This window comes from Pirellulaceae bacterium, assembly GCA_019636385.1.
Taxonomy (GTDB): Bacteria; Planctomycetota; Planctomycetia; order Pirellulales; family Pirellulaceae; genus Aureliella.
This window is the reverse complement of sequence record JAHBXT010000003.1, coordinates 872,927-897,645: the sequence shown is the minus strand read 5'-3', so window position 1 is coordinate 897,645 and position 24,719 is coordinate 872,927. Positions and strand designations below refer to the sequence as shown.

18 protein-coding genes are annotated in these 24,719 nt (G+C 56.1%); 9 read left to right on the top strand and 9 right to left on the bottom strand.

The genetic code is table 11. The annotated features are described in order from the left end of the window. Together KF752_14160 and KF752_14155 are read left to right on the top strand one after the other, a co-directional pair. Nucleotides 1-1,641, top strand: coding sequence for an FAD-binding oxidoreductase (locus tag KF752_14160; protein ID MBX3422694.1), 1,641 nt, complete (start codon nt 1-3; stop codon nt 1,639-1,641). After that, nucleotides 1,625-3,196 (top strand): FGGY-family carbohydrate kinase, encoded by a 1,572-nt coding sequence (locus KF752_14155; GenBank protein ID MBX3422693.1) that lies wholly within the window; start codon nt 1,625-1,627, stop codon nt 3,194-3,196. Before KF752_14160 ends, KF752_14155 begins: the two co-directional genes overlap by 17 nt. Here the strand turns inward: KF752_14155 and uvrA are convergent. The 3 genes from uvrA to ilvN all read right to left on the bottom strand — a co-directional run bounded on the left by uvrA (nt 3,181) and on the right by ilvN (nt 7,692). Further along, nucleotides 3,181-6,036, bottom strand: a complete 2,856-nt coding sequence (gene uvrA / locus KF752_14150; protein ID MBX3422692.1) for an excinuclease ABC subunit UvrA — start codon at nt 6,034-6,036, stop codon at nt 3,181-3,183. The genes KF752_14155 and uvrA overlap by 16 nt on opposite strands. 42 nt (nt 6,037-6,078) lie before the next feature. After that, nucleotides 6,079-7,083: a ketol-acid reductoisomerase gene (gene ilvC, locus KF752_14145; protein MBX3422691.1), complete on the bottom strand. Its 1,005-nt coding sequence runs from the start codon at nt 7,081-7,083 to the stop codon at nt 6,079-6,081. Between the two features lie 87 nt (nt 7,084-7,170). Beyond that, nucleotides 7,171-7,692: an acetolactate synthase small subunit gene (gene ilvN, locus KF752_14140; GenBank protein ID MBX3422690.1), complete on the bottom strand. Its 522-nt coding sequence runs from the start codon at nt 7,690-7,692 to the stop codon at nt 7,171-7,173. Between the two features lie 490 nt (nt 7,693-8,182). Here ilvN and ndk point away from each other — a divergent pair, with 490 nt between their 5' ends. Together ndk and KF752_14130 are read left to right on the top strand one after the other, a co-directional pair. After that, a complete protein-coding gene (ndk, locus tag KF752_14135; protein ID MBX3422689.1) occupies nt 8,183-8,644 on the top strand; it encodes a nucleoside-diphosphate kinase in 462 nt (153 codons plus the stop codon). A gap of 491 nt (nt 8,645-9,135) precedes the next feature. Beyond that, nucleotides 9,136-11,181, top strand: coding sequence for a tetratricopeptide repeat protein (locus tag KF752_14130; protein ID MBX3422688.1), 2,046 nt, complete (start codon nt 9,136-9,138; stop codon nt 11,179-11,181). Nucleotides 11,182-11,211: 30 nt separating this feature from the next. Here the strand turns inward: KF752_14130 and KF752_14125 are convergent, their stop codons facing one another. The 3 genes from KF752_14125 to KF752_14115 form a co-directional block, all read right to left on the bottom strand. Continuing rightward, a complete protein-coding gene (locus tag KF752_14125; protein ID MBX3422687.1) occupies nt 11,212-12,606 on the bottom strand; it encodes a dihydropteroate synthase in 1,395 nt (464 codons plus the stop codon). A gap of 196 nt (nt 12,607-12,802) precedes the next feature. Continuing rightward, nucleotides 12,803-15,268, bottom strand: coding sequence for a hypothetical protein (locus KF752_14120; protein ID MBX3422686.1), 2,466 nt, complete (start codon nt 15,266-15,268; stop codon nt 12,803-12,805). Beyond that, nucleotides 15,265-16,113, bottom strand: a complete 849-nt coding sequence (locus KF752_14115) for a hypothetical protein (GenBank protein MBX3422685.1) — start codon at nt 16,111-16,113, stop codon at nt 15,265-15,267. The genes KF752_14120 and KF752_14115 overlap by 4 nt, the downstream gene beginning before the upstream one ends. Before the next feature lie 474 nt (nt 16,114-16,587). Here KF752_14115 and KF752_14110 point away from each other — a divergent pair, with 474 nt between their 5' ends. From KF752_14110 to xerC, 3 genes are all read left to right on the top strand, one after another. Further along, a complete protein-coding gene (locus tag KF752_14110; protein MBX3422684.1) occupies nt 16,588-17,637 on the top strand; it encodes a hypothetical protein in 1,050 nt (349 codons plus the stop codon). 267 nt (nt 17,638-17,904) lie between these two features. After that, a complete protein-coding gene (locus KF752_14105; GenBank protein MBX3422683.1) occupies nt 17,905-18,195 on the top strand; it encodes a hypothetical protein in 291 nt (96 codons plus the stop codon). A 175-nt stretch (nt 18,196-18,370) separates the two neighbouring features. Next, entirely contained in the window at nt 18,371-19,267 is an 897-nt protein-coding gene (gene xerC / locus KF752_14100) for a tyrosine recombinase XerC (protein ID MBX3422682.1), read from the top strand. A 125-nt stretch (nt 19,268-19,392) separates the two neighbouring features. On the opposite strand, the gene KF752_14095 is transcribed toward xerC, so the two are convergent. Continuing rightward, nucleotides 19,393-20,493: an SAM-dependent methyltransferase gene (locus tag KF752_14095; protein MBX3422681.1), complete on the bottom strand. Its 1,101-nt coding sequence runs from the start codon at nt 20,491-20,493 to the stop codon at nt 19,393-19,395. A gap of 293 nt (nt 20,494-20,786) precedes the next feature. Here KF752_14095 and infA point away from each other — a divergent pair, with 293 nt between their 5' ends. Both infA and KF752_14085 read left to right on the top strand, forming a co-directional pair. Next, nucleotides 20,787-21,008 carry a translation initiation factor IF-1 gene (infA, locus tag KF752_14090; protein MBX3422680.1) on the top strand — a complete coding sequence of 74 codons (222 nt, stop codon included), beginning with the start codon at nt 20,787-20,789 and terminating at the stop codon, nt 21,006-21,008. Nucleotides 21,009-21,172: 164 nt separating this feature from the next. Further along, nucleotides 21,173-22,870: a hypothetical protein gene (locus tag KF752_14085; GenBank protein MBX3422679.1), complete on the top strand. Its 1,698-nt coding sequence runs from the start codon at nt 21,173-21,175 to the stop codon at nt 22,868-22,870. A 141-nt stretch (nt 22,871-23,011) separates the two neighbouring features. Here the strand turns inward: KF752_14085 and KF752_14080 are convergent, their stop codons facing one another. Further along, nucleotides 23,012-23,986 (bottom strand): hypothetical protein, encoded by a 975-nt coding sequence (locus tag KF752_14080; protein ID MBX3422678.1) that lies wholly within the window; start codon nt 23,984-23,986, stop codon nt 23,012-23,014. A gap of 150 nt (nt 23,987-24,136) precedes the next feature. Beyond that, a complete protein-coding gene (locus KF752_14075) occupies nt 24,137-24,646 on the bottom strand; it encodes a hypothetical protein (protein MBX3422677.1) in 510 nt (169 codons plus the stop codon). Nucleotides 24,647-24,719 lie beyond the last annotated feature (73 nt).

Sequence of the window (24,719 nt, the reverse complement as noted above, 5' to 3'; positions counted from 1 at the left end):
ATGTCTACTTATCGACAGATATACAAATGGGGCGACAAGCGCGACAGCGCCTTGGACGAGCATACGCTGCAGTTCTTGGAGCAATACTTTGGCGTGCAGCGTACGCAGCAACGGACGATTGGCGATGCCCTTCGCGCCGACTCGCCAGTGCAGCTGCCGGTCAGTCGCTTAGCGGCTGATCACCTGCGCTTCTTTCAAGAACTAGTTGGTCAACAACATGTGCAGCAGGAAGACTTCATGCGAGCTAGTCACGCGCTCGGAAAATACTACGGCGATTTATTGCTGCTGCGTCACCGGCGCGTACCCTACCCGCCCGATGCCGTCGTCTGCCCCGAAACGCATGAGCAGGTCCAACAGATTGTCGATTATTGCCACCAGCATTGTTTGCCGATTGTGCCTGTTGGAGGCGGATCGTCGGTAACGCAAGCTCTGGAAGCGCGTCAGGGGGGCATCGCACTGAATCTACGACAGCGCATGCGCAAAGTGCTGCGCTTTCGCGAGCGCAATCAGACGGTACGCGTACAGGCGGGTATCTATGGACCCGAGTTAGAAGCCTATTTGAACGAGCGTGGATATTCTTGTGGGCATTTTCCGCAGTCATTCGAGTACTCCACGGTCGGTGGTTGGGTAGCGGCCAATGGCGCTGGGCAGTGTTCCACGGGTTACGGACGCGCGGTGGATTTGATGGTGGCCTTGCAGGTAGCGACCCCCATCGGCAGTTTCCAGTCGCTGGAACATCCGGCCTGCGCTCAGGGCTGGGATTTGAATCGTCTGTTTGTTGGCTCCGAAGGTGTCTTAGGCGTGATTACCGAAGTTACCTGGCGCGTGGTGCCGCATCGGCCACAGAATCGACAACAGGCAGCCTTCATCTTTCGCGACTTCGCATCGGCTACAGAGGCCATGCGCGCCATGATTCAGGGCGAAATCGGTAAACCACATGTCTTTCGCATTTCCGATGGTCGCGAGACTTCATTTGGTTTCAAACATCGTGGTTTTGAAGGAACTTGGAAGGACCGGCTGCTGCGCGGCTTTGGTTACCATCCTCCCCAGCGTAGTACGTTGATGATGACCATCGAGGGCAACATGGCGTTTACACGCTGTGCGCTGCAGCAGGCCAAGAGGATTGCCAAACGGCACGGCGGATTCTCGGCTGGTCAGTCTCCGGTGACGAATTGGCTGCAACAGCGTTACGAATCATCCTATCTCCGCGATGCGTTCATGGATGCCGGGTATATGATTGACACCGCCGAAACAGCGGTCACATGGGAGACCCTGTTGCCACTTTGGAAAGGCGTGCATGAATACTTTGACCGATGCGGACAGCCCATCTATAGCATGTCCCATATTTCACACGTCTACGAAAACGGTTGTAACTTGTATGTCGTCTTCATGGCACCCATGCAATCGAGGACCACCGCCGATGATGTGGCGCAGTTCCAGACGCTGCAGCAGGGACTACTGAGGACTTTCGTGCAGCAGGGAGGCAGCATTTCGCATCACCACGGGGTTGGCCGCATGGGCAGCGATCTCATGGTGACTCAGGTAGGCGAGTGTGGGATCGAGATTCTCAAGTCGATCAAGCGCAGTTTGGATCCCCATGGCATCATGAATCCGGGAGGCATGCTTGGCTTGGACAACTGAGGGATACTATTTGGCAATTGACGCAGGTACGCAGTCAATCCGCGCGGCCATCGTCGATGGTCGCGGGCAGATACTGGATATCGAGAAGGTGGCAATCGAACCGTACTTCTCGGTGCAGCCCGGCTGGGCCGAGCAGCACCCGGATTACTATTGGACGATGCTGTGCCAGTCCTGCAATCAATTGCTCCAGCGCCGGGTGGTGGAGCCCAAGCGACTGAGCGCTGTCTCACTAACATCGCAGCGCGCGACGATGATCAACGTGGATGCCACAGGCCAGGCGCTGCGGCCAGCCATTCTGTGGCTGGATGATCGCAAGGCTGCCATGCAGCGCCTGCTGCCCGCGCCGATCGAAACATTGCTAAGGCCACTGGGGATCTATTCACTGCTGCGGCACACCTACAAGAACGCTGAATGGAATTGGCTGGTGCAAAACCAGCCTGATGTCGTTGCCGCCACGCACAAGTATTTGACATTATCAGGATTTTTAAATTTCAAGTTGTGTGGCCAATACCATGAGTCCGTGGCCAGCACGGTGGGCTATTTGCCGTTTGACTACAAGCTGCAGCGCTGGTATTCGGAAGGCAATTGGAAGCGGCGGTTGTTCGACGTACCTACCGACCGGCTGCCGCAATTGTTTGCCACAGGTCAACAGCTGGGCACGATCACCGACCTGTCGGCGCGACAAACGGGCATCCCCAGCGGATTGCCACTGTTGGCCGGAGCCGCTGATAAGGCAGCCGAAGTGCTAGGCTCAGGCGTCATCAACAGTCAACAGGTCGCCTGCTTGAGCCTGGGAACGACAGCCACCGTGCAGGCCGTGACGGCTCGATATCGCGAAGTCGAACGACTGGTACCGCTCTACCCGAGCGCAGTAGCCGGCATGTACAACAGCGAAATCATGATCTACAAGGGCTTTTGGATGATCTCCTGGTTCCGCGACCAGTTTGGACACGCCGAACAACAGCAGGCAGCTACACAGAATGTATCGCCGGAGAAACTGCTGGATCAGTTTTTAGCCGATGTGCCGGCCGGGTGCCTGGGCCTGATGACTCAACCGTACTGGGGAGCCGGCGTGCGCTATCCTGACCCGGCGGCCAAGGGCTGTGTGCTGGGGTTTGGTGATGTGCATACCCGACCGTATTTGTACCGCTCGATCGTCGAAGGACTTGGTTATGCGCTCAAGCAGGGCCTACAAAAGACCGCGCGCCGATTAGGCTGCAACTTTCAGGTCGTGCGAATTGCCGGCGGTGGCTCGCAAAGTGACAACATCATGCAGATCATGGCCGACATCTGTGCTTTACCAGCCGAACGTCCACATACCTTTGAAGCCAGCCTTCTGGGCACAGCGGTCAACATGGCCGTGGGATTGAGACATTATCCAGACTACGCGACAGCCGTGAGCCAGATGGTGCGGGTTGGCCAGCGCTTCGAACCGATTACCGAGAACGTGCAGCTCTATCGTCAACTGTATGATCGCATTTACCTACAAATGTATCGTAAACTGCGGCCGTTATACCGCGAAATACAGGCGATCACCGGTTATCCACGCCCCTGATCGGCGGCCTGACGCAGGTAACGACCGGTAATTGACTGTGGATGGTTGGCAATGTGGGCTGGTGGACCGCTGGCTACAATCCGTCCACCTTGTTCGGCTGCTCCCGGGCCGAGATCGATGATGTAATCGGCTGCCGCCATCAAATGCAAATTGTGCTCGACCACAATCAACGAATGGTCGGCTTCCAGCAGCGCGTCGAAGCAATCGAGCAACTGAACGATATCATGCGTATGCAGTCCTGTAGTTGGCTCATCCAGAATGAACAGCGTCTTGCGTTTGGTGGCGGTGGCCAAAAAACTGGCTAGTTTCAAACGCTGGGCCTCACCTGCACTGAGCGTCGTAGCTGGCTGGCCAAGTTGCAAATAATCCAGCCCCACGCTGGCCAGAATACTCAACTTGTGCCGGACCTTCTCTTGGCCTCGGAAAAAATGCAGCGCATCCTGAACGGTCAACTGCAGCACATCGGCAATATGATGATCGCGATAACGCACTTGTAAGATTTCGTGACGATAGCGCGTACCGCCGCAATCCGGGCAGGTGCGAAACACATCGGCCAGAAACTGCATGTCGATCTGCAGCACCCCGTCGCCCTCGCACTTCGGACAACGTCCCAAGGGGCCATTAAAACTAAAATGCCCGGCGGAGAACCCGCGAATTTTGGCCTCGGTGGTTTCCGCGAACACGCGCCGAATCTCATCCAAGGCGCGAACATAGGTCACCGGATTGCTGCGTGGTGAGCGACTGATAGGGGCTTGATCGACCAGGATGCAATCATCCACGTGACTCAGCCCCAACAGACTATCGTAGGGCAAGGTCGGCAGGCGGGCGGTCGTCAAGCGATTGGAGATCGCTCCATGCAGAGTATCTTGCACCAGCGAACTCTTGCCCGAACCGCTTACGCCGGTCACCAGACACAGAACGCCCAGCGGAAACTCGACGTCCAGATTCTGTAAGTTATTCCCGCGGCAACCGGTCAACTTCAAACTACCGCGGGGTTGGCGGCGCGCTGCCGGAATGGGCACCACGCGCGAGCCGCTCAAATAACTGCCCGTCAACGTATCCGACTTCAGCAGTTCGCTGCGTGGACCGGAGTATACAATTCTACCTCCTGCTGAACCGGCTCCCGGTCCGACTTCGATGATCCACTCAGCGCGCTCCAACAGCGCTTCCTCGTGCTCGACCATGACCACCGTATTGCCACGACACGTCAGATTAGAAATGGCCTGTCCCAATTGCTCGACGTCGTGTGGATGTAAGCCCACCGAAGGTTCATCTAGGACGTACAGCATATTGACCAGACTGGAACCTAGCGCCGCGGTCAGGGCCGCGCGTTGGGCTTCGCCACCACTGAGCGTGCGCAGGGGGCGATCCAACGAAAGATAACCCAACCCAACCAACTGCAAGTACTGCAATCTGGCTAATAACTGCTGCCACGGTTGGCGGGCGATTGTCCGCTGCTGGCTGTCGAGCTGTTCGTTTAAACTACCGAACAATTTCGTCAGTTCCACGATCGACGCATTGCAAAGCTGTGCCAGGTTGTGTCCAGCGACTTGATAGGCCAGCGCCTCCTTCTTGAGCCGCGCACCCTGGCACTGAGAACAGCGATGGTAGCTGCGCCATCGCGACAGAAACACGCGCACGTGCATCTTGTATTTTTTGCGCTCCAGCCAGGCAAAGAATGCGGCCAAGCCACCATAGCCCAGCTTTTCGTTGCCGTCGCGAATCACAGAGACCTGCTGGGGCGTCAGCCGGTGAAACGGCACATCAACAGGAATCCTCAATCGCTTGGCATGTTGCAACAGATCCTGCAGCATTCCGGCGTAGGACGGCGTATTCCAGGGGGCGATAGCCCCATCGGCGATCGACTTGCGTGGATCGGGAACGATTAAACTCATGTCCAAGTCCACCGTATCGCCAAAGCCTTCACACGTCGGGCAGGCACCGAGCGGACTATTAAAATTGAAGAGCTGCGGTTCGGGCGATGGATAGTCGATATCACATGCCGGACAAATGAGGCGAGTCGCAAAATCTACGCCAAGCCAGCTCACATTGTCGATTGACAGTTCCGCTCGTGTGGCTGGCGAGATCCATTTTGCCAACGATTCTTCCAGTAGCGTCTCGTCACCTGAGCACCACAGACGCACGCTACCATCGCCCAGAGCGAAAGCAGTTTCTAAACTGGGCACGGACCGATCGCTGAGCATGCCGCCGCGCAAGCGATCAACGACAACCCAGGCGCCGCCCGATTTGGGAAGTGCCTTTGCCAGATCGGCTCGACGATCGTCGCTCAAGTGCCAAATCTGCTGGCCAGCAATCAGTCGCACAAAGCCTTGCTGTTGTAGATCGGCCAATACTTGGGAACGTTGATCTGCGTCTTGCCAACTGACGCTACATGCCAACATTAGCTTGATGCTGCTAGGCAATTGCTGCACGATGGCGGCTACCGACTGTGGGCTAGCAGATTGGACACTTCGACCACAACCGTAGCAAAACAATTGTGCAACTTTCGAGAACAGCAGTCTCAAATAGTCCAGCGATTGGCTAGAGGTGCCCACCGTGCTGCGATTGCCGCGCGGTGCGCCGCTACGAGTAACCGCCAACGCCGGAGTTAGCCCGTCGATCCGATCGTAATCGGGTTTGTCGAAACGCTGCAAGAACTGTCGCGTATACGTCGAAAAACTTTCGATGTAGCGCCGTTGTCCTTCGGCGTACAGCGTATCGAGCGCCAACGATGTTTTGCCGGAGCCCGAGAGACCACAAATGGCCACCAGCGCACTGCGGGGAATATCAACATCCACATTCTTCAAATTGTGGACGCGCACCCCGCGCAAAGAAATCATCGGCGGGGTACGTCCGTTGGTCACCGCAGGCGATCCGTTAAATTAAACTTCTTTGGCGTCGATCCAGCTCATCAATCTTCGCAAGCGCTTGCCGACCTCTTCGATCGGATGCGAACGTTCCAGACGTCGCCGAGACTTGAAAGCCGGGGCACCAGCTCGATTTTCTAGAATCCATTCACGGGCAAACTTGCCTTCCTGAATTTCCCTCAGCACTTGCTTCATGACTTGCTTGGTCTCGTCGGTGATGATCCGCGGGCCGGTCACGTAGTCGCCGTACTCGGCGGTATTCGAGACGCTATACCGCATGTAGTTCAGACCGCCTTGATAGAACAGATCGACGATCAACTTCAGCTCATGCATACACTCAAAGTAGGCCATTTCTGGTTGATAGCCGGCCTCGACCAAAGTTTCATAGGCCGCCTTGACCAGTGCGCTCGCGCCACCACACAGAACAACCTGTTCGCCGAACAAGTCGGTTTCAGTTTCTTCGGCAAAGGTTGTGTGAATCACACCTCCGCGAGTCGCGCCAATACCCTTGGCATAGGCCAATCCGATTTTGAAAGTGGTGTCACTGGCTCCGTCGGAAAGAGCGATCAAGCCCGGCACGCCGCCACCTTTGACGAACTCACTGCGTACTAAGTGGCCTGGCCCCTTGGGGGCGACCAACAGCGCGTCAATGCCGGCGGGCGGTTCGATCTGGCCAAAGTGGATATTAAAACCGTGCGAGCACATCAGCACGTTGCCAGGCTGCAGGTTGGGTTGAATGTGATTGCGATAGATGTCGCCTTGCACCTCGTCCGGCAACAGAATGTTGACGATGTCAGCTTGCTTGACGGCCTCAGCCACATCGACGGGCTTGAAGTTGTGGCTGACCGCCAGGTCATAATTCTTACTGCCTGGACGCTGACCAATCACAACCTTGCAGCCACTTTCGCGAAGGTTCTGGGCTTGCGCGTGCCCCTGCGAACCGTAACCCAGGATAGCAATAGTCTTGTTCTTGAGCACCGACAGGTCGGCGTCGTTGTCGTAGTAAATCTTTGCGGCCATGGAAATCTTTCAGAATTCAGCGGGAAAATTGGGGTTATTGAGTGAGCGGCAGCAGTGACCGCGATCGGGTGAAAACGAGCAGGTCTGTCATTCGGCCAAGTTGGCAATCGCTTCGGCAGGTTCGGAGCTACGCTGTCCGCTGCGCACCAATGCGATGCGACCGGTGCGGCTGACCTCGACAATACCATAGGGTCGCATGCGCTCGATAAAGGCTTCGATTTTGCTTTCGCGACCAGCGATTTCAATCATCAGTTCCGTGGCGCCAACATCGACGACGCGCCCGCGAAAAATCTCGACCAACTCGCGAATTTCCGTTCGCTGGCCACCGTCGGAGCGGACTTTGATGAGCATCAAATCACGCTCGACAAAATCGCAGGAGCTAATATCTTCGACAGATACAACCGTCACGACCTTTTCCAGTTGCTTGCGCACCTGATCCAAAACACGGTCATCGCCAACGACCACAAAGGTCATGCGCGACAGACCCGGGTTCTCCGTTTCACCGACGGCCAACGAGTCGATGTTGTAGCCGCGCGAAGCCAAAAGTCCAGAAATATGGGATAGAACGCCAGGCACGTTATGAACCAGCGCCGACAACAAATGCCGCATACGGTTATTTCCATTGGTGATAGTCAGCCGACAGCCGAGGCCAAAACCGGTGTACTCGGGGCGGAATCAGGTAAGCCAAGCATGATACTTGCCCCCCCCGTTTTGCTCAAGTCTCGATGAGATTTGAGTCCACTGGGCGAGCTGCCTTTCCACCGTCTGGCGCCGGCAGCTACTGGTGTATTCATATTGGCAGCTCGCTCAACGTCAGGCAAAGGCAGCTACAAAATCGGCCGCTCGCCTAAAAGACCGCCTGGCGTAGGCAGGGTTCACCCAATCGTTCGAGTTGAACAAATCCGACTCGAAACTTGCGTTTGACAAGCGTTTTGAACCATGGAGCACCGCCATTTTCGGCTGTTTTTGCCTGAGCCGACTTCGCGCCAGCGGCGAATCAAGCCACAATTCTGCCTCTCCGTGGAACCTGAGGTTGTCGGCTCCACGGTTGTCGCTCACTCGTTTTCACGCTTTGGATGACCGGAGACCGCTAATTATGTTGGAACGATCCTTGGTATTGCTCAAGCCAGACTGCGTCGAGCGGCGTTTGATGGGGCAAATCATTGCCCGCTTTGAAGCCAAAGGGCTGAATATCGTAGCCCTGAAGATGCTGCGAGTTACCCCCGAGCTGGCCAAGCAGCACTATGCTGAACACGTTTCCAAACCGTTCTATCCTAGCCTGGAGGCGTTCATCACTTCGGCTCCCATCGTGGCGATGGCGATCGAGGGCCTGGACGTCATTCGACTGATTCGCGATATGCTGGGTGCAACCAACGGGTTGAAGGCCAATCCAGGAACCATTCGTGGCGACTTTTCTAGTTCGCGGCAAATGAATCTCGTGCATGCATCCGACAGCCCTGAGAGCGCTGCTCGCGAACTGGCGCTCTATTTTTCGTCAAACGAATTCTGCGACCATCAGCTGCTGGTAACGCCGGCGCTACGAGCCAGCGATGAAGCTTAGTTCCGTTACTAACCTCACCAGACGGTGGATATCTGAGAGCCGCGATCGCCAGAGGGTGAAAAGCATTCAATCACCGTTTGGCGATACCAAGTGCTGATGGGGACGAATGGGCTTTTGGCCTATTGGATTGTGCAATATATTCAAGTTGACAACTCCATTTGAGTGGCTGATCTGTTAAACTGCTCGTCCATTCGCATTCCTGGCTCCGGATAGTTCTTGATTGGCCCGTTGAGGCCGAACCCTTGATGCGAGTGGCGGCGTTCCAGCTATCCGCTTTGGTGCTTGCTTCCCTGTCTATTTCCTGTTGGTGTCGCTTGAAAAAGAGCCGGTCAACGCGTCAGGGTCGATGGAACAGAACGCAACTGAGAGTCCCCGCCGCATCACAGCGGGCAGCCCCCGCCGACCGCCCCCCATCGCTGCTCGCAACACTCCAATCAACGCCCCGGCAAAAGCTCGTTCAGTTGCTATGCATTCTGGTAGCTTCACTAGCCGTGCGGCTGATTTACCTGGGTGAACTCGCTGGCACACTGCCCTTCTCGACGCTGCTGATTGATGGTCGAGCTTACGACGCGTGGGCTCAACAAATCGCTGCTGGGCAATGGTTGGGGACAGAGGTGTTTTACCAGTCACCGCTATATCCTTACCTGTTGGCCATCGTCTACGCTGTTTTGGGTCATAGCTTGACGATTGTCCGTGTGATGCAGGCGGTATTCGGGGCTGTTTCTTGTGTCTTAATCGCCCAGTGCGCGAATCGGCTGTTTGGGCTGCGAGCCGGCTGGTTCGCTGGCTTGATGCTGGCAGTTTATCCTGCCGCAATCTTTTTTGACGGCCTAGTTCAAAAAGCCGCCTTGGATCTGCTATTGGTCAGCACTTTATTGTGGCTGATGGTCGAAGCTCAACATCGACGAACCTGGCCATGGTTGGCAGCCGCAGGAGTCACGCTGGCAGCCCTAACGCTGAACCGAGAGAATGCGCGTATTGCATTCCCGCTGATGTTGGCTTGGATTCTACTACAATTCTCTGAGCAACCGCGAACAAAGCGCTGGGCAGGAGCTGGGCTGTTTACAGCAGCCATGGCGCTCGTCCTGCTGCCTGTCGGCCTGCGCAATTACTACGTCGGCGGCGAATTCTTACTGACAACTTCTCAAGTTGGGCCTAACTTTTTCATCGGCAATCATGCGGGGGCTAACGGAACCTATCAGCCGCTGCAATCAGGTCGCGGAGACCCTCGGTATGAGCGACAGGATGCTATTCGACTGGCCGAGCAGTCAGTTGGCAGGTCATTATCCCCCGGCGAGGTGTCCAGTTTCTGGTTGCGACGATCGGCGGACTATATTTTCAGCCAGCCCTTGGACTGGATGAAGCTGCTGGCCTGGAAGTCGCTGCTGACAATTCACGCCATTGAACTGGTGGATTCCGAGTCCATCGACTTGTATGCCGAGTATTCGCTTGTATTGCGGTGGCTATATCGACTGTGGCACTTTGGCATCCTCATGCCTTTGGCCGTGTGGGGAGCGTGGGTCACACGACAGCATTGGCGGGAGTTGTGGGTTTTTTACGGTTTATTTGTGCTGTTGGCCGCGTCGACAGTCTTATTCTTCGTGGTCGCTAGGTATCGCTATCCGCTGGTTCCGGTGGCGATTTTGTTTGCTTCTGCTGGCCTCGCAAGATTGCCCGAGTGGATGCCTGTGATCGGGCGACCAGGAAAGGCTCGTCTGTGGTTGCCGGGTGCGCTCGTCGTGGGAATTGTTGCCGTCATGTGTAACTGGCCCATGCAGACCCTGCGCGATGTCGCTCGCAACTACTCGAACCTCGGAGGCGGACTGCTGGATGACGGTCGGTACGACGAGGCGTTAATGGCTAATGACCTCGCCATCCAACGACAGCCACTTTTCGCCGATGCCTATTACAACAAAGCCGTTGTCCTAGATGCCCTCCAGCGTCGCGATGAAGCGCTACCGCTGTACGAGCGAGCTCTTGAATTGAATCCCAGCATGGGTGAAGCGCACTCGCGCTTAGCCAGGTATCATATTGATCATCGAAATTTCGCCAAAGCGCGCTACCATTTAGACCATGCCATTCCATTGGTCTCCAATCCGGCGTCACATCATCTGGAGTATGGGCTGTTGTTGGATGGACAGGGAGATGTAGAGGGGGCCATTGCCCATTATCGTACCGCTGTCAGCTTAGATTCGCATCTTGTAATGGCGGCTAATAATCTAGCATGGCTACTAGCCACCGACGCTCGACCGGAAATTAGATCCGGTGCGGAAGCGGTTGCACTTGCCGAGTCTAATATCCGCGAAATCTTGCAGGACCCGGCTAAGATGTCCAGCCAAGACCAAGCGATTGGACTTCTAGATACGCTGGCCGCAGCCTATGCTGCTGTCGGGAGATTTGCCGATGCTGTCGATGCAGTTCAAACCGCGCTATCACAAGCGGAACAGGCTGGTGCCCCAGTTCTGGTGGAATCCCTGAAGTCCAGGCTCGAGCTGTATGCAGCGAGCAAACCGTATTATCGGCCATCTGCGCATTGACCATCAAAACCTGGTACGTTGAAGTGACGACTAGGCTTTGCGTTTCAGGCGATGAAATTTTTCCGGTTGGGTCAAGTGGCCCCAGGTCAGGGCCTCGTCTTGCTCGTAATTCTTGCTGAGGGCTAAGGCAATCGAAGCTTTACACATTTCAAAGCCCAGATAGAAGGTGTGCTCGGGGTCCAACGTTCGTCCAATGGGGCTGGCGACTAGTTGTTGCATGACATCAAACGGGTCGTTGCCGGAAACGTGGACTCCAGCCGATAGCGCATGAATCTGTCCATCGGCAACAAAAATCCTGATGTTGCGATCGCGAATGGCGGTACTCATTTCAGCCAGCGCTGTGGCGGACAACTGGCGGACGCGCGGGTCGCGGAGTGTGACGAGTTGAGGCTGGATGTTCTTGGCCGGAATGCCCTGCTGGACGGCGTAGTGGACTAAGCGGCGCGCCAAATCACATTCGCGAACGCTGCTACGCGACCAATTGATGACCTGCGTCGTCAGCACACTGCCGATGCATAGCTCTTGGCAATATCCCAACAGCAAGGTGTTGATGCCGGCTGAGTCGACATCGGTCATTTCGGTCAAGTTGCCAATGCCCATCATTATCGAGGTATCCGGAAAGCGCCGCCGGCACTGGGCATAGCGATCAAGACTGGCCGCTAACCCAAGTCCGATCGGTTCGAGAATCGGGTCCAGTCGAAAGCTTACGCCCGCGTTCTGCAAACGCTCCGCTGTTCTAAAAAGACTGTCGATGTCTTGCGGCGAATCGGGGATGGCCACGACTTCGCAGGGCAGGTCAGCAGCCAATTGCCAGTTGTGGCTGTTGACCGACAGCACCAACTCTGCACCAGCCCCGCAGGCGGCCGACACCTCAGCGGCATCAAACGAGTCGATCGAGACGCGCAGGCCATGTTGACGCAACAACTGCACCGCTAGACCGACTTCAGCCCAAGGTTGGCCAGGCGTACAACCGAGATCTATCATGTCGGCCCCGTCAGCTGCCAATTGTTGGGCTAGGGTCAGCAGTTCTCCCAACGGTAGTCGATCGGCGTGGTTGATCTCCGCGATGATCTCAATATCGTAGGCATCCAACCCATCGCTCGACGGTGCATTTGCGCCAAAAAACAGCGGCAGATCAACGATGTTTTTCGGACCACATTGGACTGGAATGGCAACTGCAGCTTGAATGGAGCTCAGGTCGGTAACCAGGTAGCCAGGTAGTACCAGCGTCGTCGCAGCTGGATCTAGTTGCAGGTGCCGCAGCAGCCAGCGACCGGTCATGAGCGCAGCGACAGTTATCGGCAGTACTTGGATCGAGTAGTTGAAGCCAAACTTGGCGGCCAGTTCGGCAACGATCGACCGCACCGCTGATTCTGCGATCCGTCCAGTAATGAACTGATAATGCTGATTTGGGTAGTTTGTCATCGCGATCTGCTGGAATCACGGAGTGGACGATGGAGAAGCGGTACCGTTTCCCCGAGTTATTTTTCGCCATGGGCCGGCTCGCCTGGTGCCCAACCAAGCGAATCTAGACTTTCGTACGAGTGCTCCAGCTGCCGGCAGCATTTTCAACTCATTCACAGCGGCCTCGCTTGGCTCGCCCCCAAAAGCGCGCGAACGGTTACGGATCAGCCTGTCGCCCCTGTCCAATGCGCTGCAAAGCAACGGTTGCGCTAGTTCGCGTCGATTCATCTCGCGTACTGCGACTCGCGTTGCAGCGGCGCAGAGCTTCGTTGGCCCACTGCTCAGCTTGCTGCCAATTCTTCAATTTTTCCAAGGCCTCGGCGGCTGACAGCGCTAACATTGCGTCATCGCTTTGCAATTCTGCGGCGCGAATCAATTGCTGCGAGGCGGCTTGTAATTGCCCATCCAAATACAGCGCCAGACCATAGCGAAACACAAGCATCGCTGGTGGAGGGTCGAGCAAACCCACGTCGCGCGCTAACAGTTGCAATTCTTCGGCGCGCAACTGCTGCACTTGGGACTGCAGTTCGGCGCGTTGAGCTTCGGGCATCGAAGGCTGTTGTTCCAATCGACGCCCAAGTAGCGCTGCCAAATTAGTGCGGGGACCTATCGTCGCTGGCTCGACCACGATGGCTGTTTGATAATTGCGTATGGCTTCGATCTCCAACCCCAATTGTTCGGCAATTGTCCCGAGAGCCAAATGTGCTCCGGAACGGTCGCTGTTTTCCAATAGCCCGGTCCGCAATTCCTTGAGTGCCGACTGGAAGGCGCTGGTGTTGTGCAGACTGCGTACTCGGTCAGGAAACTCGAGCAGATTTCGCGCGGCTTCAACGCGCACCACTCGTACCGGATCTGCCAACGCGTGCTCCAATAGTCTGGCGGCCTGAGCCGCGTCAGCATGGCCGGTTAGAGCGTTGGCAGCAGCGCTGCGAACCAGCGGATGCGCATCATGGACTGCTTCGACCGCCTGGCGCCCAGCCGCCAACGAGTCCAACTCTGAGAGTACTTGCAAAGCTGTCGCTCGGGCAATGGCCGGGGCAGCATCGCCGCGCGTCTTCAGCAGTTTCTCCAGCGGTTCGAGCGCTTCTGGAGCGCGCTTTTGACCGGCCGCGATCGCTTCGCCCCAGTGCGGTTCACGTTGCCGTTCTCCATACCAGCGCTGGCAGGCTTGGTCGCACCAGCGATTGGCACGCTCAATCTCGGCGGCGACTTGCGTGTCCCCCAAACGAGCAGCATGCAGCCAGTCCTGATACAGAGCCAGTTGGGTACGTTTGTCGGGGTCGACGTTTTCAGGCTTCAAGTGACAACCGGCGCAGGCGTTGGGAGTGTTGATTCGCAGGCTAACGTCGGGGCGCGGAATGCGCAGCGAATGATCGTGGCGCGCATCAACTTGCATGTAGGTCGTGGTTGGCATGTGGCAGTTGACACACTGGGCACCAGCACTGCCTGGAGCGTGGAAATGATGCGCCGGCGAATCGTACTTGGCAGCCGGGTGCTGATGACAGGATGTGCAGACGGCATTGCCCGAGTGTTTCAACTGGGCGGTGTGTGGATCGTGGCAGTCCGTACAGCGAATGCCTTTGTGATACATTTTGCTTTGCAGGAACGATCCGTGAATGTAGTCCTCGTCCAACACTTGACCATCCGGATAATAAACCGGCCAGACCAGCAGATTGTCTTGGTAGTGATCGTAAAAGTTATTGCCAGCTTGAAAGCCACCAGCCACGATGGTGCGGCGACTATGGCACGGGGCGCAGGCTTGAATTTGATCCTCTGCCGAGCGCTTCAGATTGGCTAATCCGTAGCCGCGTTGGCTATTCCAGCCTGGAAACCAGCGTCCGGCCAGTTCGACATGCAGACTACCGGGCCCGTGACAGGACTCGCAACCCACGCTGATCTCGCTGAAGGTCGAGCGGTAGTGCCCCATGGTCTGCGTCGGCTGGTTGACGGTGGTCGGGGCGTGCTGGTCTAGCGAAACGAAACTGCCAGGCGTGAAGTTCTTCTGAAAATTGGTGCTGTGGCAGTCAGCACACATGTTATTCCAGCGCTGCGCGATACCGGTCCAATGCAGGTCATCGCGCGGGTCGAGTCGCTCAGCGACATCGGGCGGATTTAAGTAAAACCAGCGATTTTGCTTCGTGTCCCAGCACAGCGGCAGCACCTGTATTCGCGGCAACTCGTCAGCTTGGGGTAAAGACGACTGGCCTGTAGCAGGCAAGCCAGAGCTTGCTGTGGTGGCTGAGGGGAATTCGACCATATACTGTTGCAGGGGAGTTAGTCCAAAGACAAATCGCACTTCGTAATCCTGCATCTGACCGTCTGGTCCCTGGGTGTGGACCAAGTATTTTCCATTGTGGCGATAGAGACGACTGACGATTCCGTAGTGCTGGACGGTGGCGTCGTTGAAATCGCCCAAGACAGTATCGGGAGTGGCAAGCTGCATGGCCAGAGCGTGGTGCGAGTCGCGGTGCGCCTGGCCTTGATCCTGATGACAGGTGATGCAGGCCGCCGAGCCAACGTATTGAGTTTGACTGAGGTCCCAGGGCTGCCGCGAGTTTGATTGGCAACCGCTGGCCAAGCTCGCCGCAACGAGAATTAGACTGCAATGGCGAAGCGCGCTCACAAGATTCCGTCCAACTTGCCAAAGCCTCCGCCCGAGAGAATCATCGCGACACCTGCGGCAATGAATCCGCTGGCGATGAGCAAGCCCTTGACCGGAGCCTTGTTGTCAGTCCAATGCTTGATAGCGTATGGTACGGAAAACAAGATCGGCAGAAAAAAGCAAGCCAGTCCGAGCTTAACCTTTTGCTGAAAGCCGTAGCTACAGATGTTCAGATGGGAAAATAGTGCCAGAGTCACACCGGTAATCCCTGCGGTTCCACCGAGCAAAACCAGCACCGGCAACCGCTGAAGCTTGCCCCAGCGAGTATCTTCCGGTGCTAGTTCGATCTCGCCAAAGTTCGCTTCCACCAGGACCACTCCAGCACCGCACAGGATCAACGCCCCAATCAAGAACGAAGCCATGGCCCACCAAGGCAGCGAAGCCTTGTCGACGCGTGACGAGATCATGTCGTCGCGCTTCATATTATCAACGGCCTGTTGTAAGTGCAAATTGTCGAATTCCGGGCGGATAGCCTGAGCCTGATAGCCACTGATCTTCTGCTTGGTCTGCAAGTTGAATCCGCAGGTAACACACACCACGACTCCCGGCTTCAGATCACTGCGGCACTCTGGACAAACAGGCCCGGTTTTCTTGGCTATGCCCATTTGGTCCAGCACAGAATCCAGTTGCAGCCTAGAGATTTCTGGTGTTGCCTGAGTGGGTTTGGCGACCTTCGATTCTGTGGCCCCGGTAGTCGGAATGCGGAGCGTCTGCTGGCATTTAGGACACTTGCCATGCTTACCGGCCGCTGCATCGGGTACGGTCAGCTGCCGCCCGCAATGATTGCATTTCAATTTGATCGGCATGTAAATTGGTCGCGCGAGATTACGTTAGATCTGGAAGGTACTTTAAGACTATTTAATGTACTCAGGATAAACGGGCATGCTCTGACAAGCTAGTGCCTTATGCAGTCAAAGACCTAATGGACGGTTTAGGTAGCTACATTGGTCAGAGCGCGGCTGGCTTGTCATTGAAAGCAGAATTCTCCACCTACTGACGAAGGTAGCCATGGGGGCGAAGATCGCTACTGTGTTTCAAAGTCAGCTACCGCTTTGCATTCCATTGAATTGCTCTCAAGTGACTGTGCCGATTATGCCGATACCTCTCAATGTGCCATGGGGGGCACTTGGCGCGAACAGCGCCGCAAGTTGGCTGTGGTTCTTTCTGGGCTTGAATCTGCGTCAAGCCGAGTTCACCGCCAAAACAAGGAATCCGCAGTGCCCGCTGCCGGAATAGCTGCCTCCCAAAATACAATTCTTAACCTGTGCCTTCGCGGCTTCATGGCATTTTGCTGTGCGACAAGCCTAGTGGGCTGTGCGCTTGTGCCGGATGTGCGACACAAGCAGCAGCTGGTCAATCCGTTCCCGCAGATCAAGACAGTAGCGGTGTTGCCGTTCTTCAATCAGAGCGAACAACCGACGCTCAGCGGCAATCGCGTCGCCTTAGCCTATATGAACGAGCTGCAGTCGATACGGGGCTTCGAGGTCTTACCGCTGGGAGCAGTGCAAAACCGCATGCAGCAGTTTGGGCGTCCGCTGGCCAGTGGCGATGACTTTCAAGCCTTAGCGCAATTCTTGGGCGTGGATGTGGTGATGGTCGGCGCGATTACGGATTACGAACCTTACTATCCACCACGGATGACGATGAAGGTCAGTTGGTATGCGGCCAACCCCGGCTTCCACCCGGTGTTGCCCGGATATGGATTGCCGTGGGGGACCAAACAGGAAAAGAAGATTCCGCGCTGGGTTCATTTGGAATCACAACGAGCGCTGGCGACAGAGCAACTCAAATCGCAGACACCTGGAGTCAGCAGCGCATCCGATAGCAGCAATCTTGCCGCTGTTGACAGCGCTGTTGACAGCGAAGGTAGCCTGGCGCTGTTGACAGAGGATCGACAAGCGGTGGAACAGACGCTGCCTGATGATCAACCGCTGCAACCGTCATGGGCAGAACTGGTCGAGCTGGATGAAGCTGGCAATCCGCTAGCGATGGCCGAAGGTCAATTGCCTGCCAACTGGCCCGATCCGCGCGGTTTTATACCCGACTCACCGCAGGCCGAGCCGCCGATCTTGAGGGCTCAACACGATCCGATCATTTCTCACATGGCCACGTTTAACGGTCATGATGAAGATTTCACCGAGCAGCTGGCGGATTATTTTTATTTCCGCGACGATGCGCGCTTCGGTGGCTGGCAAGGTTACTTGCAGAGAAGCGAGGATTTTATTCGTTTCTGCTGCCATCTTCACCTGGCCGAGACGCTCGTGGCCCGTGGAGGGCAGGATAAAAGCCGCTTGATCTTACGGTGGCCTATCGACCGATACTCACGCTAGGCACGCGGGACGACTAGGCACAGTCGTTTGCAGCGCGCACAGGCTTCTTGATCGGCTAGCAAACCGAGTCAGTCTCGATTGCCAGCATGATCATCACGGCACGACGCAGAATTGGTCCAGGACGGACCGCTTCAACCGTTTCGGCACAGCAACCCAGCGTGCCTAGCGGTGCGGCTGGCACAGACGCGACTGACCCCGCGTGGACCAGACCCGTGCGCTGCCGAGCCACATGAGATACCACTTGAGACATGCTGCAAGGAGGCAGGCATGGCCCACGAGGAAATTAACATCCTAGCGATGCTCAAAGGCGAAGAGCGCTACATCTTCATTTTCAATGACAACAATCGCATTGAAATGCTTCGTACCTTGGGCCGCTACGCCGCCGATCCACAACTTAGTTTCTCCTGGTACGACGCAGCAGTAATGAGCAAGAAGGTTCGTGAGCTGGCCTTTGCCCAGGAGTCTGACCACGCACCGTGTCACACTCCTTTTGCCAATCAGTCCCAACCCGCCCCACATCGACGGTTTGAAATTCGGCAAGAAGAAGACATGATCTAAGGCTGGTAACCAACTGGCGCTAGATCCCCAAGCATGCTGTGAACGAAGAGCAACTTTCAAGTTCAAGTAGTTCGTGCCAGCGCTGGCCACCCATTACAAAGCTACTCGTACCCATAATCTAACTTTCCGTTTCGAGTACGAGCACCATTGGATTGAGTACGAGTTTAATCGTATCATGCATCAGTATGTTGCTCAATTCTTGCATTACCTAGCCATCGAAAGGAATTCGTCGGACTTGACGATCAAGTCCTATCGCGAAGATCTGATAGACCTGGCGGATTTCTTGGTCGACTCGTTGGGCAAGAATATTCAACCCAAGGATGTCACGCCACGCGATCTGCGAGGCTATGTGGCAGCCCTACACGAGGCGGGGTACGCTCAATCAAGCATCTCTCGCAAGCTAGCCTCGCTACGAAGCTTCTATCGTTATGCACAGCGGCAACAACTCAGCCCGTCCAATCCAGCCAAACCGCTGCGAAATCCGCGCGGCGGGCGAAAACTACCTCACTTTTTGACCAGTTCTGAGATTGGTCAGTTGTTGCAAGCACCGCTTGTGGCCGAAAGTGGTGGGGTTCGCGATCGGGCCATTTTGGAAACCATGTACTCGGCTGGATTGCGTGTCAGCGAAGTTGTGGGTCTGAACGACGGCGATATCGACTGGGCCGAAGCGATCACGCGCGTTCGCGGTAAAGGACGTCGCGAACGACTAGCACCGCTGGGCACGTTTGCCATCGCCGCTCTGAAACAGTATTTGTCGGTTCGCAAGCTATCTCCGCGTATCCCCAAAGGTGCCGAGGCTCCGGTTTTTGTTAATCGCTTTGGTACGCGGCTGACAGTCCGCAGCGTGGGACGTATGCTGGAGAAGTACATCGCGCAGGTTGGGCTGGACACACGCACATCACCACACACGTTGCGCCACAGCTTTGCCACACACCTGATCGACCGCGGTGCCGACATCCGCAGCGTACAGGAGCTGCTGGGCCACAAGAGTCTGGTCACGACGCAAATCTACACGCACTTATCAACCGCCAACCTGCGCGAGATTTACCTCAAGGCGCATCCACGCGCCTAGTTCGAAGCCAAATCTTAAAGTGACTTCGCTCCCGGTTGCGTCATGCGCCGGAACGTGGCCAGTCGCCAAATATTACCGTGGAATTCCACAATCTGGCGAATGTGTCCGCCAGACCCAAGGTAACGCTATGCTTTCCTGGCCGCGACGACGCATAATTCCCGGCGATTATGAGCCAGCTGTCGTACCTGAACTCGTTCCATATGCCAGCTGCGGATGCGCTTAACATAGTCCTCCAGATGCTCCAGCAAATCGAAACTGGGCAGCTTGAGCGTCAGCAAAAGTCCTTCGAGTCGGCTGGTGGGGTAGTTCACAATGTCCTCGACGAGGTCCAACGTGTAGTTTGGAGCCACATTGGCGTCGGCAGCCAACCAACGGAATTCGCGGTAGCCTCTGCGCTTGACGCCCGCCGCCTTCGATCGCCAATGTGTGAAGCGAGGATGCTCCAAAATACTGGGATCCATTTCAGCCGGATCGACTCCCGTCACTCGCAGCCCCATGTCTAAGAGACACTGAGTTGCCCCGCCTGGAGCGCTGCCAATTTCTACGATTGCGTCGCCGGCCTGCAAAGACAATTGACTCCACCGAATCGCTTCAGCCATTTTCAGATAGGCGCGGCTGACCATCAACTCGGGCTCGATGATCCTGGCGACGCCTCCTGGCCAGCAGTCGATGGTATCGCACGCCGTGTGTTGCCCCACAATCCAGTAATCGGGCTCGACGATGATAACATTCAGAATCTGCTGGCCTATCACACAGTCGCCGTTTACCGCGACCGCCACTGGCCAGATTTTGCCAAGCTGGTGGGCGATTTCTTCGGCCAACGGAGTAATACCGGGCTCGAAACCACCATGGCCAGGCAAATTGCTATCGCGTTGGAAGACGTGCATGTCGGTCTGCGAATCGGCCAGCCCATGCGCAGTAGCCAACTCAAGTACTCGCTCAAGCATGGGCTGGGCGATTCCGCCCCGAATCTGGCCCAATACCCAGCCAGCGCGGCGAATCAGTGGATGGGCTGGTAGTGCGAGCGGCTGGCCGGGCCTGCCCTCATTTGCTTTCAGCGTTAATAGCCCTGGTCGTGAAAATGCCAACCGGTAATCGTGGCTGGGCGATGCAAATTCTCGTTTGAGTACCGCTTCGGTGCCCGGCTGACAAACCAAAAAGGCAAACTGTTCTGGAGAGATTTGCTGCGAACTGGCGGCAGAATCCTGGACGGATGGTAGGGTCATTATCTATAACATTAGGCTCACGACTGCGCGGTAGGGAGCTAGCATTGTACTTGCGGTGCTGGAAATTGGCTGCCCAAACTGGCAGCTCGCCGAAACTGTGCAGTAAATTGAATCGCACATTCGATCAATTCCCAACCCGCTGCCTCAGCAAGGGACCGCTCTGCGGTAACCCCCAAACTGACGCACCTGGCTTACGTAGCGGTTTATGTGATCATCGAGTTTGAAATTACGCTCCGTAACCAAGTGTGGTTTAAACTGCTGGCGAAACTGAATCATTCAACTTAGGAAAGCTTATGTCAAAGAAAGAAGAGGCCTTCGAGGTCGAAGGCACTGTGGTCCAGGCGCTGGCGAATACTCGGTTTCGAGTTCAGCTGGACACGGGCACGGAGGTGCTGGCGCACGTGGCTGGTAAGATGCGCAAAAACTTTATCCGTATCGTTCCTGGCGACAAGGTGCGTGTCGAGCTATCTCCTTACGACTTAACCAAAGGCCGTATTGTCTTTCGCGAACGCTAAACGCGTACATTTTAGCGCTGGACATGCCGGTTGATTGGGCTAAACAGCCTGACACAACATCTGTTCAGCCTCTTTTCGGTGCGTTACGCTGAGAGTTGTGCTGTGGGCGCTGCTGGCTAGCTATACGTGCTCGCAGTTGGCAACGACAATCAGGAGTTGAAGACATGCGACCGAGTCGACGAATTCTCTTGGCAGTTCTGTGCATCCACGCGCTGGCGATTTCGACACTGGCAACCGTCAGGGCACAGGCGCCGATCAAGCACGTGGCCGTGATCTCGATTGCACCGCTGGAGCGGATGATGCCAGAGATGTCCTACCTGCTGTCTGCATTCAGCATGGCAGAAGTGACAGGCGTCATGGAAATGGTGACGACTTTTTACTCCAAGGGACTAGACCGCACCAAGCCAATTGCCGTTACGGTTTCTTATGACGGCCCTGAGCCTAGCTTCCAAATATGCGTGCCTACCACAGATTACAAGCAGTGGTTTCAAACGCTCGCAAGCATGGGCATCGAGCCCACCGAGCTGGCCGAGGGACTGTACGAGTTAGCCGCCGGGGGACAGGTGATGATTGTCAGAATCGCCAACAACTGGATGTACTTTGGGGCTTCCGCAGAATCGCTAGCCGAAGTTCCCGACGATCCGATCGAGCTGCTAGGCGATTTGCCTCAACGATACAGCATCGGTGTGCGATTGGACCTGCTGCAGATACCTGCAGAGATGCGTCAAGTGGCGATTGACCAAATTCAATCTGGCTTCGAGCGTGGTTTGGCTCAGCAACTGGACCAGCAATTAGAACAACAATTGGAGCGGGCTCGCCAAGCCGGCCAAGAGCAGTTGCAGCAGTTGCAACAGATGCAGGCGTTGATCCAAGAAACGCAGCAAATGGTGTTTGGTATGTTGATTGACCCGGCCGAGCGCACTCTGTTGGTCGATGCCGCGATCCAGTTCCTGCAGGGCAGCCAGCTGGCCAATCAAATGGACTCTCAGACTGGCCTGCGCTCTCAACTGACGAATTTGAAACTACCGCACTCATCGCTTGACGTACGAGTCACCGCCACGCTGCCTACTGAAGCCGAACGAATACTTGCCAAACAGGAACTACGTGCAGCTTTGGAACAGTTCCAGTCGTCGTTACCAGGCAATGCGTCCACCCAAAATCCGCTGTCTGATACCGAGCTAACAGAAGAGCAGGTTACGTTGGTTCGAAAGTTTGTCGAGCGGTTCATCGCCGTGGCCGAGCGATCGATTGATGAGGGGGTCTTGGATGGGGCCATGAGTTGGAGCTTACAGAGTGAAACGCTGACGGCTCTGCTGGGCCTGCGTGTTGCCGACGGCCAGGAGGTTGCCCAAGCGGTGCAGAGTTTTGTCAAGGAACTGCCCCAGCCTGAGGGCCAGCAAGTTCAGTTTTATTATGGTAAGCACAAGGAATTTGACCTGCATCGCGTGCAACTGGCGGTTCCGGCTGACGACCCTGCAGCCAGTCGGCTCCTGGGCAACCGCCTAACACTTCATGTCGCCACGGCCCCCAATATGGTCCTGCTGAGCGTTGACGCAAGCGGTGATAGTCCGCTCCTGTCGGCTATCGACCGTTATGTGGCGACGCCTCCCAGCGAAGTTCCGCCACTGACCGGATCGCTGCGACTGGCAGAACTCATGCGCTTTGCACAGAACCTTCAAGCCAACGCAATGCCGGAGCCATTGATAGCGGCCTTTGACACTCTGGCTGAGGATGATCGCGTGCAGTTTTCTAGTAAGATTCTTCCACGCGGCGTGGTCACGCGATTCATGATTGACGAAGGCGTGCTGCGAGCATTCGGCTCGGCAGTTAAGAGCAACAGTATAGCGCTGCCTGCATTCTAATGCTGGCCGTTACTGCATTTGCCATCATTCAGATACCGTGACGATCAGCGGAACGTGGAGCGGATAGCTCGGACACGGAAGCTGATCACCACTCTTAGGCAAGTGCAGCATCCGTTTGGCGCTGGATTGGCAGCGATCGAATCAACGCACAATGTAATTCTGCCAACCAGGGCTGGTGGGACTGGCTGTGTCCGTGCGATAGACCGGTGGCGTGGGAGTCAGGGTTTGGCCTCCGGTGGATACGGGGGTGGCTAGTGTGCGTTGGGCCGGCAACGATGCGGATTGCATCGACGCATTGGCTTGCACTAAATCCACCGTGCTCATACCGGTGCTGTCGGGCAGCATGAAGCCGTTGCTGCTGGCTACCGGTTGATTGATCAAATATAGGCCAGCATCCACAGCGAACGACAATGGCTCGCCGACATCCGGATGCAATTGCACAGCGACGCGATGTGGCAGCGACCAGTCGATGGCCGCGTAGTATTGATGATCGCTCATCCGGGCGTGGGCTACCAACTTGCCAACTTGATTGTACAGCAACGTCTCTTCAACCGTTCCCGTCTTGGCCGCCATGACCAACACGCGGCGGTAGTCGCCTCGTGGCGATGGGATAAACGATGTCACTTGCAGTCGTCCATCGGGACGGGTAATGGGACCTTCATGTTGACCGTTGGGATCTAATTCCACGATGCCAAACGCCTCGCGCAGCCACAACGGGGAGACCGGCAGAACATGCCTTGGACCATGCTGATTCTCGAATTGATCATGGCTGGCATAGTATAGCGTCGGACTAGGACGCTGGATCTGCAGCCAAAACATATCGGAGTTGCTGCCCGCAGCCAGCGGCATTCCCAGCGCGCTGCTAAATAGTTTGGTTTCCAATCGTAAGTTGTGAGGTCGCTCCCACCGGAAGCTGCCTGACAACTTATGAGCCAATTCCTGGCTGTCGATGGTCAGCGTGTTGGAAGCCAGCGTCTGGATAGCCAGACTGCGGTTGGTTTGCTGGATTAAATCGGTTAGCGTCGGTTGGCCTGAAGAGAACACCAGCGGCGGTGCGAACTCGGGGATTGCCGATCGCCCGCGCGCACAGGTCGCCCCGCTGCTGACAAAGACCAACGTCAACAGTCCGCAGACAAGCCACAGCCCGCTGTACCTGTGACCAGATGCGCGGCCTTGCGTCTGTTGCTTCGTGTCGTCCGTTAGAAAGTTGGATGGATGAATGTCAATTACTCCACGTCAGTCATGGGGATCACCGGCCGCCAAGATTCACTCCTCGGTGTACAACAACTTCATGAGTTGTTCTTGTAGATCATGAGACTGATCGCCCGAAGGGGGCAGCGCCACAGGCACCTGGTATTGGCGACCGTCCACGGGATGAGTCAACTGCCAAATTGAGCCATCGTCGGTTGACGGTCCGGATAACTCCAGCAGTTCCTGTTCGATCAGAATTCGTCGACGCACTAGTAACAGGGCCAAGAGGTAGGCCAATTGCGATTGCGCCGGCCGAGTCAATAAATCGCTGAGCACATCCAGTAAAACTTCCGCTGGTGCAGGACGAAGGTGACCTGCCTGAGTGGTCGGCATGCGGCACTTCCACCAGCCTACCGCCTGCTGGCTTGGCCCCTGCCACTGCTCGGACGCCACATCGACGCGTGTCAGCTCATCACCGGAAGGCACGAGCATCGAAATATATTGCTCGCCAGCCGACAGCGGGCGATTGCTGACGTGGCAGCGGCGAGTGCATTTGGTCGTCGGATAATCATGATACGTCGTCACGGGAATCCCCAATCAGCGGTCGCGACAGATTCTTGCTCCTTGGCTGATAGCAAATTCACGTAAATCATGGCAA

What these genes read in the sequence shown, in the direction of transcription:
- KF752_14160 (MBX3422694.1), top strand. Translation starts at nt 1, where the DNA reads ATGTCTACTTATCGACAGATATACAAATGGGGCGACAAGCGCGACAGC.
- uvrA (MBX3422692.1), bottom strand. Translation starts at nt 6,036, where the DNA reads ATGATTTCTTTGCGCGGGGTGCGCGTCCACAATTTGAAGAATGTGGAT.
- ilvC (MBX3422691.1), bottom strand. Translation starts at nt 7,083, where the DNA reads ATGGCCGCAAAGATTTACTACGACAACGACGCCGACCTGTCGGTGCTC.
- ilvN (MBX3422690.1), bottom strand. Translation starts at nt 7,692, where the DNA reads ATGCGGCATTTGTTGTCGGCGCTGGTTCATAACGTGCCTGGCGTTCTA.
- KF752_14125 (MBX3422687.1), bottom strand. Translation starts at nt 12,606, where the DNA reads ATGACAAACTACCCAAATCAGCATTATCAGTTCATTACTGGACGGATC.
- KF752_14115 (MBX3422685.1), bottom strand. Translation starts at nt 16,113, where the DNA reads ATGCCGATCAAATTGAAATGCAATCATTGCGGGCGGCAGCTGACCGTA.
- KF752_14110 (MBX3422684.1), top strand. Translation starts at nt 16,588, where the DNA reads ATGGCATTTTGCTGTGCGACAAGCCTAGTGGGCTGTGCGCTTGTGCCG.
- KF752_14105 (MBX3422683.1), top strand. Translation starts at nt 17,905, where the DNA reads ATGGCCCACGAGGAAATTAACATCCTAGCGATGCTCAAAGGCGAAGAG.
- xerC (MBX3422682.1), top strand. Translation starts at nt 18,371, where the DNA reads ATGCATCAGTATGTTGCTCAATTCTTGCATTACCTAGCCATCGAAAGG.
- KF752_14095 (MBX3422681.1), bottom strand. Translation starts at nt 20,493, where the DNA reads ATGACCCTACCATCCGTCCAGGATTCTGCCGCCAGTTCGCAGCAAATC.
- infA (MBX3422680.1), top strand. Translation starts at nt 20,787, where the DNA reads ATGTCAAAGAAAGAAGAGGCCTTCGAGGTCGAAGGCACTGTGGTCCAG.
- KF752_14085 (MBX3422679.1), top strand. Translation starts at nt 21,173, where the DNA reads ATGCGACCGAGTCGACGAATTCTCTTGGCAGTTCTGTGCATCCACGCG.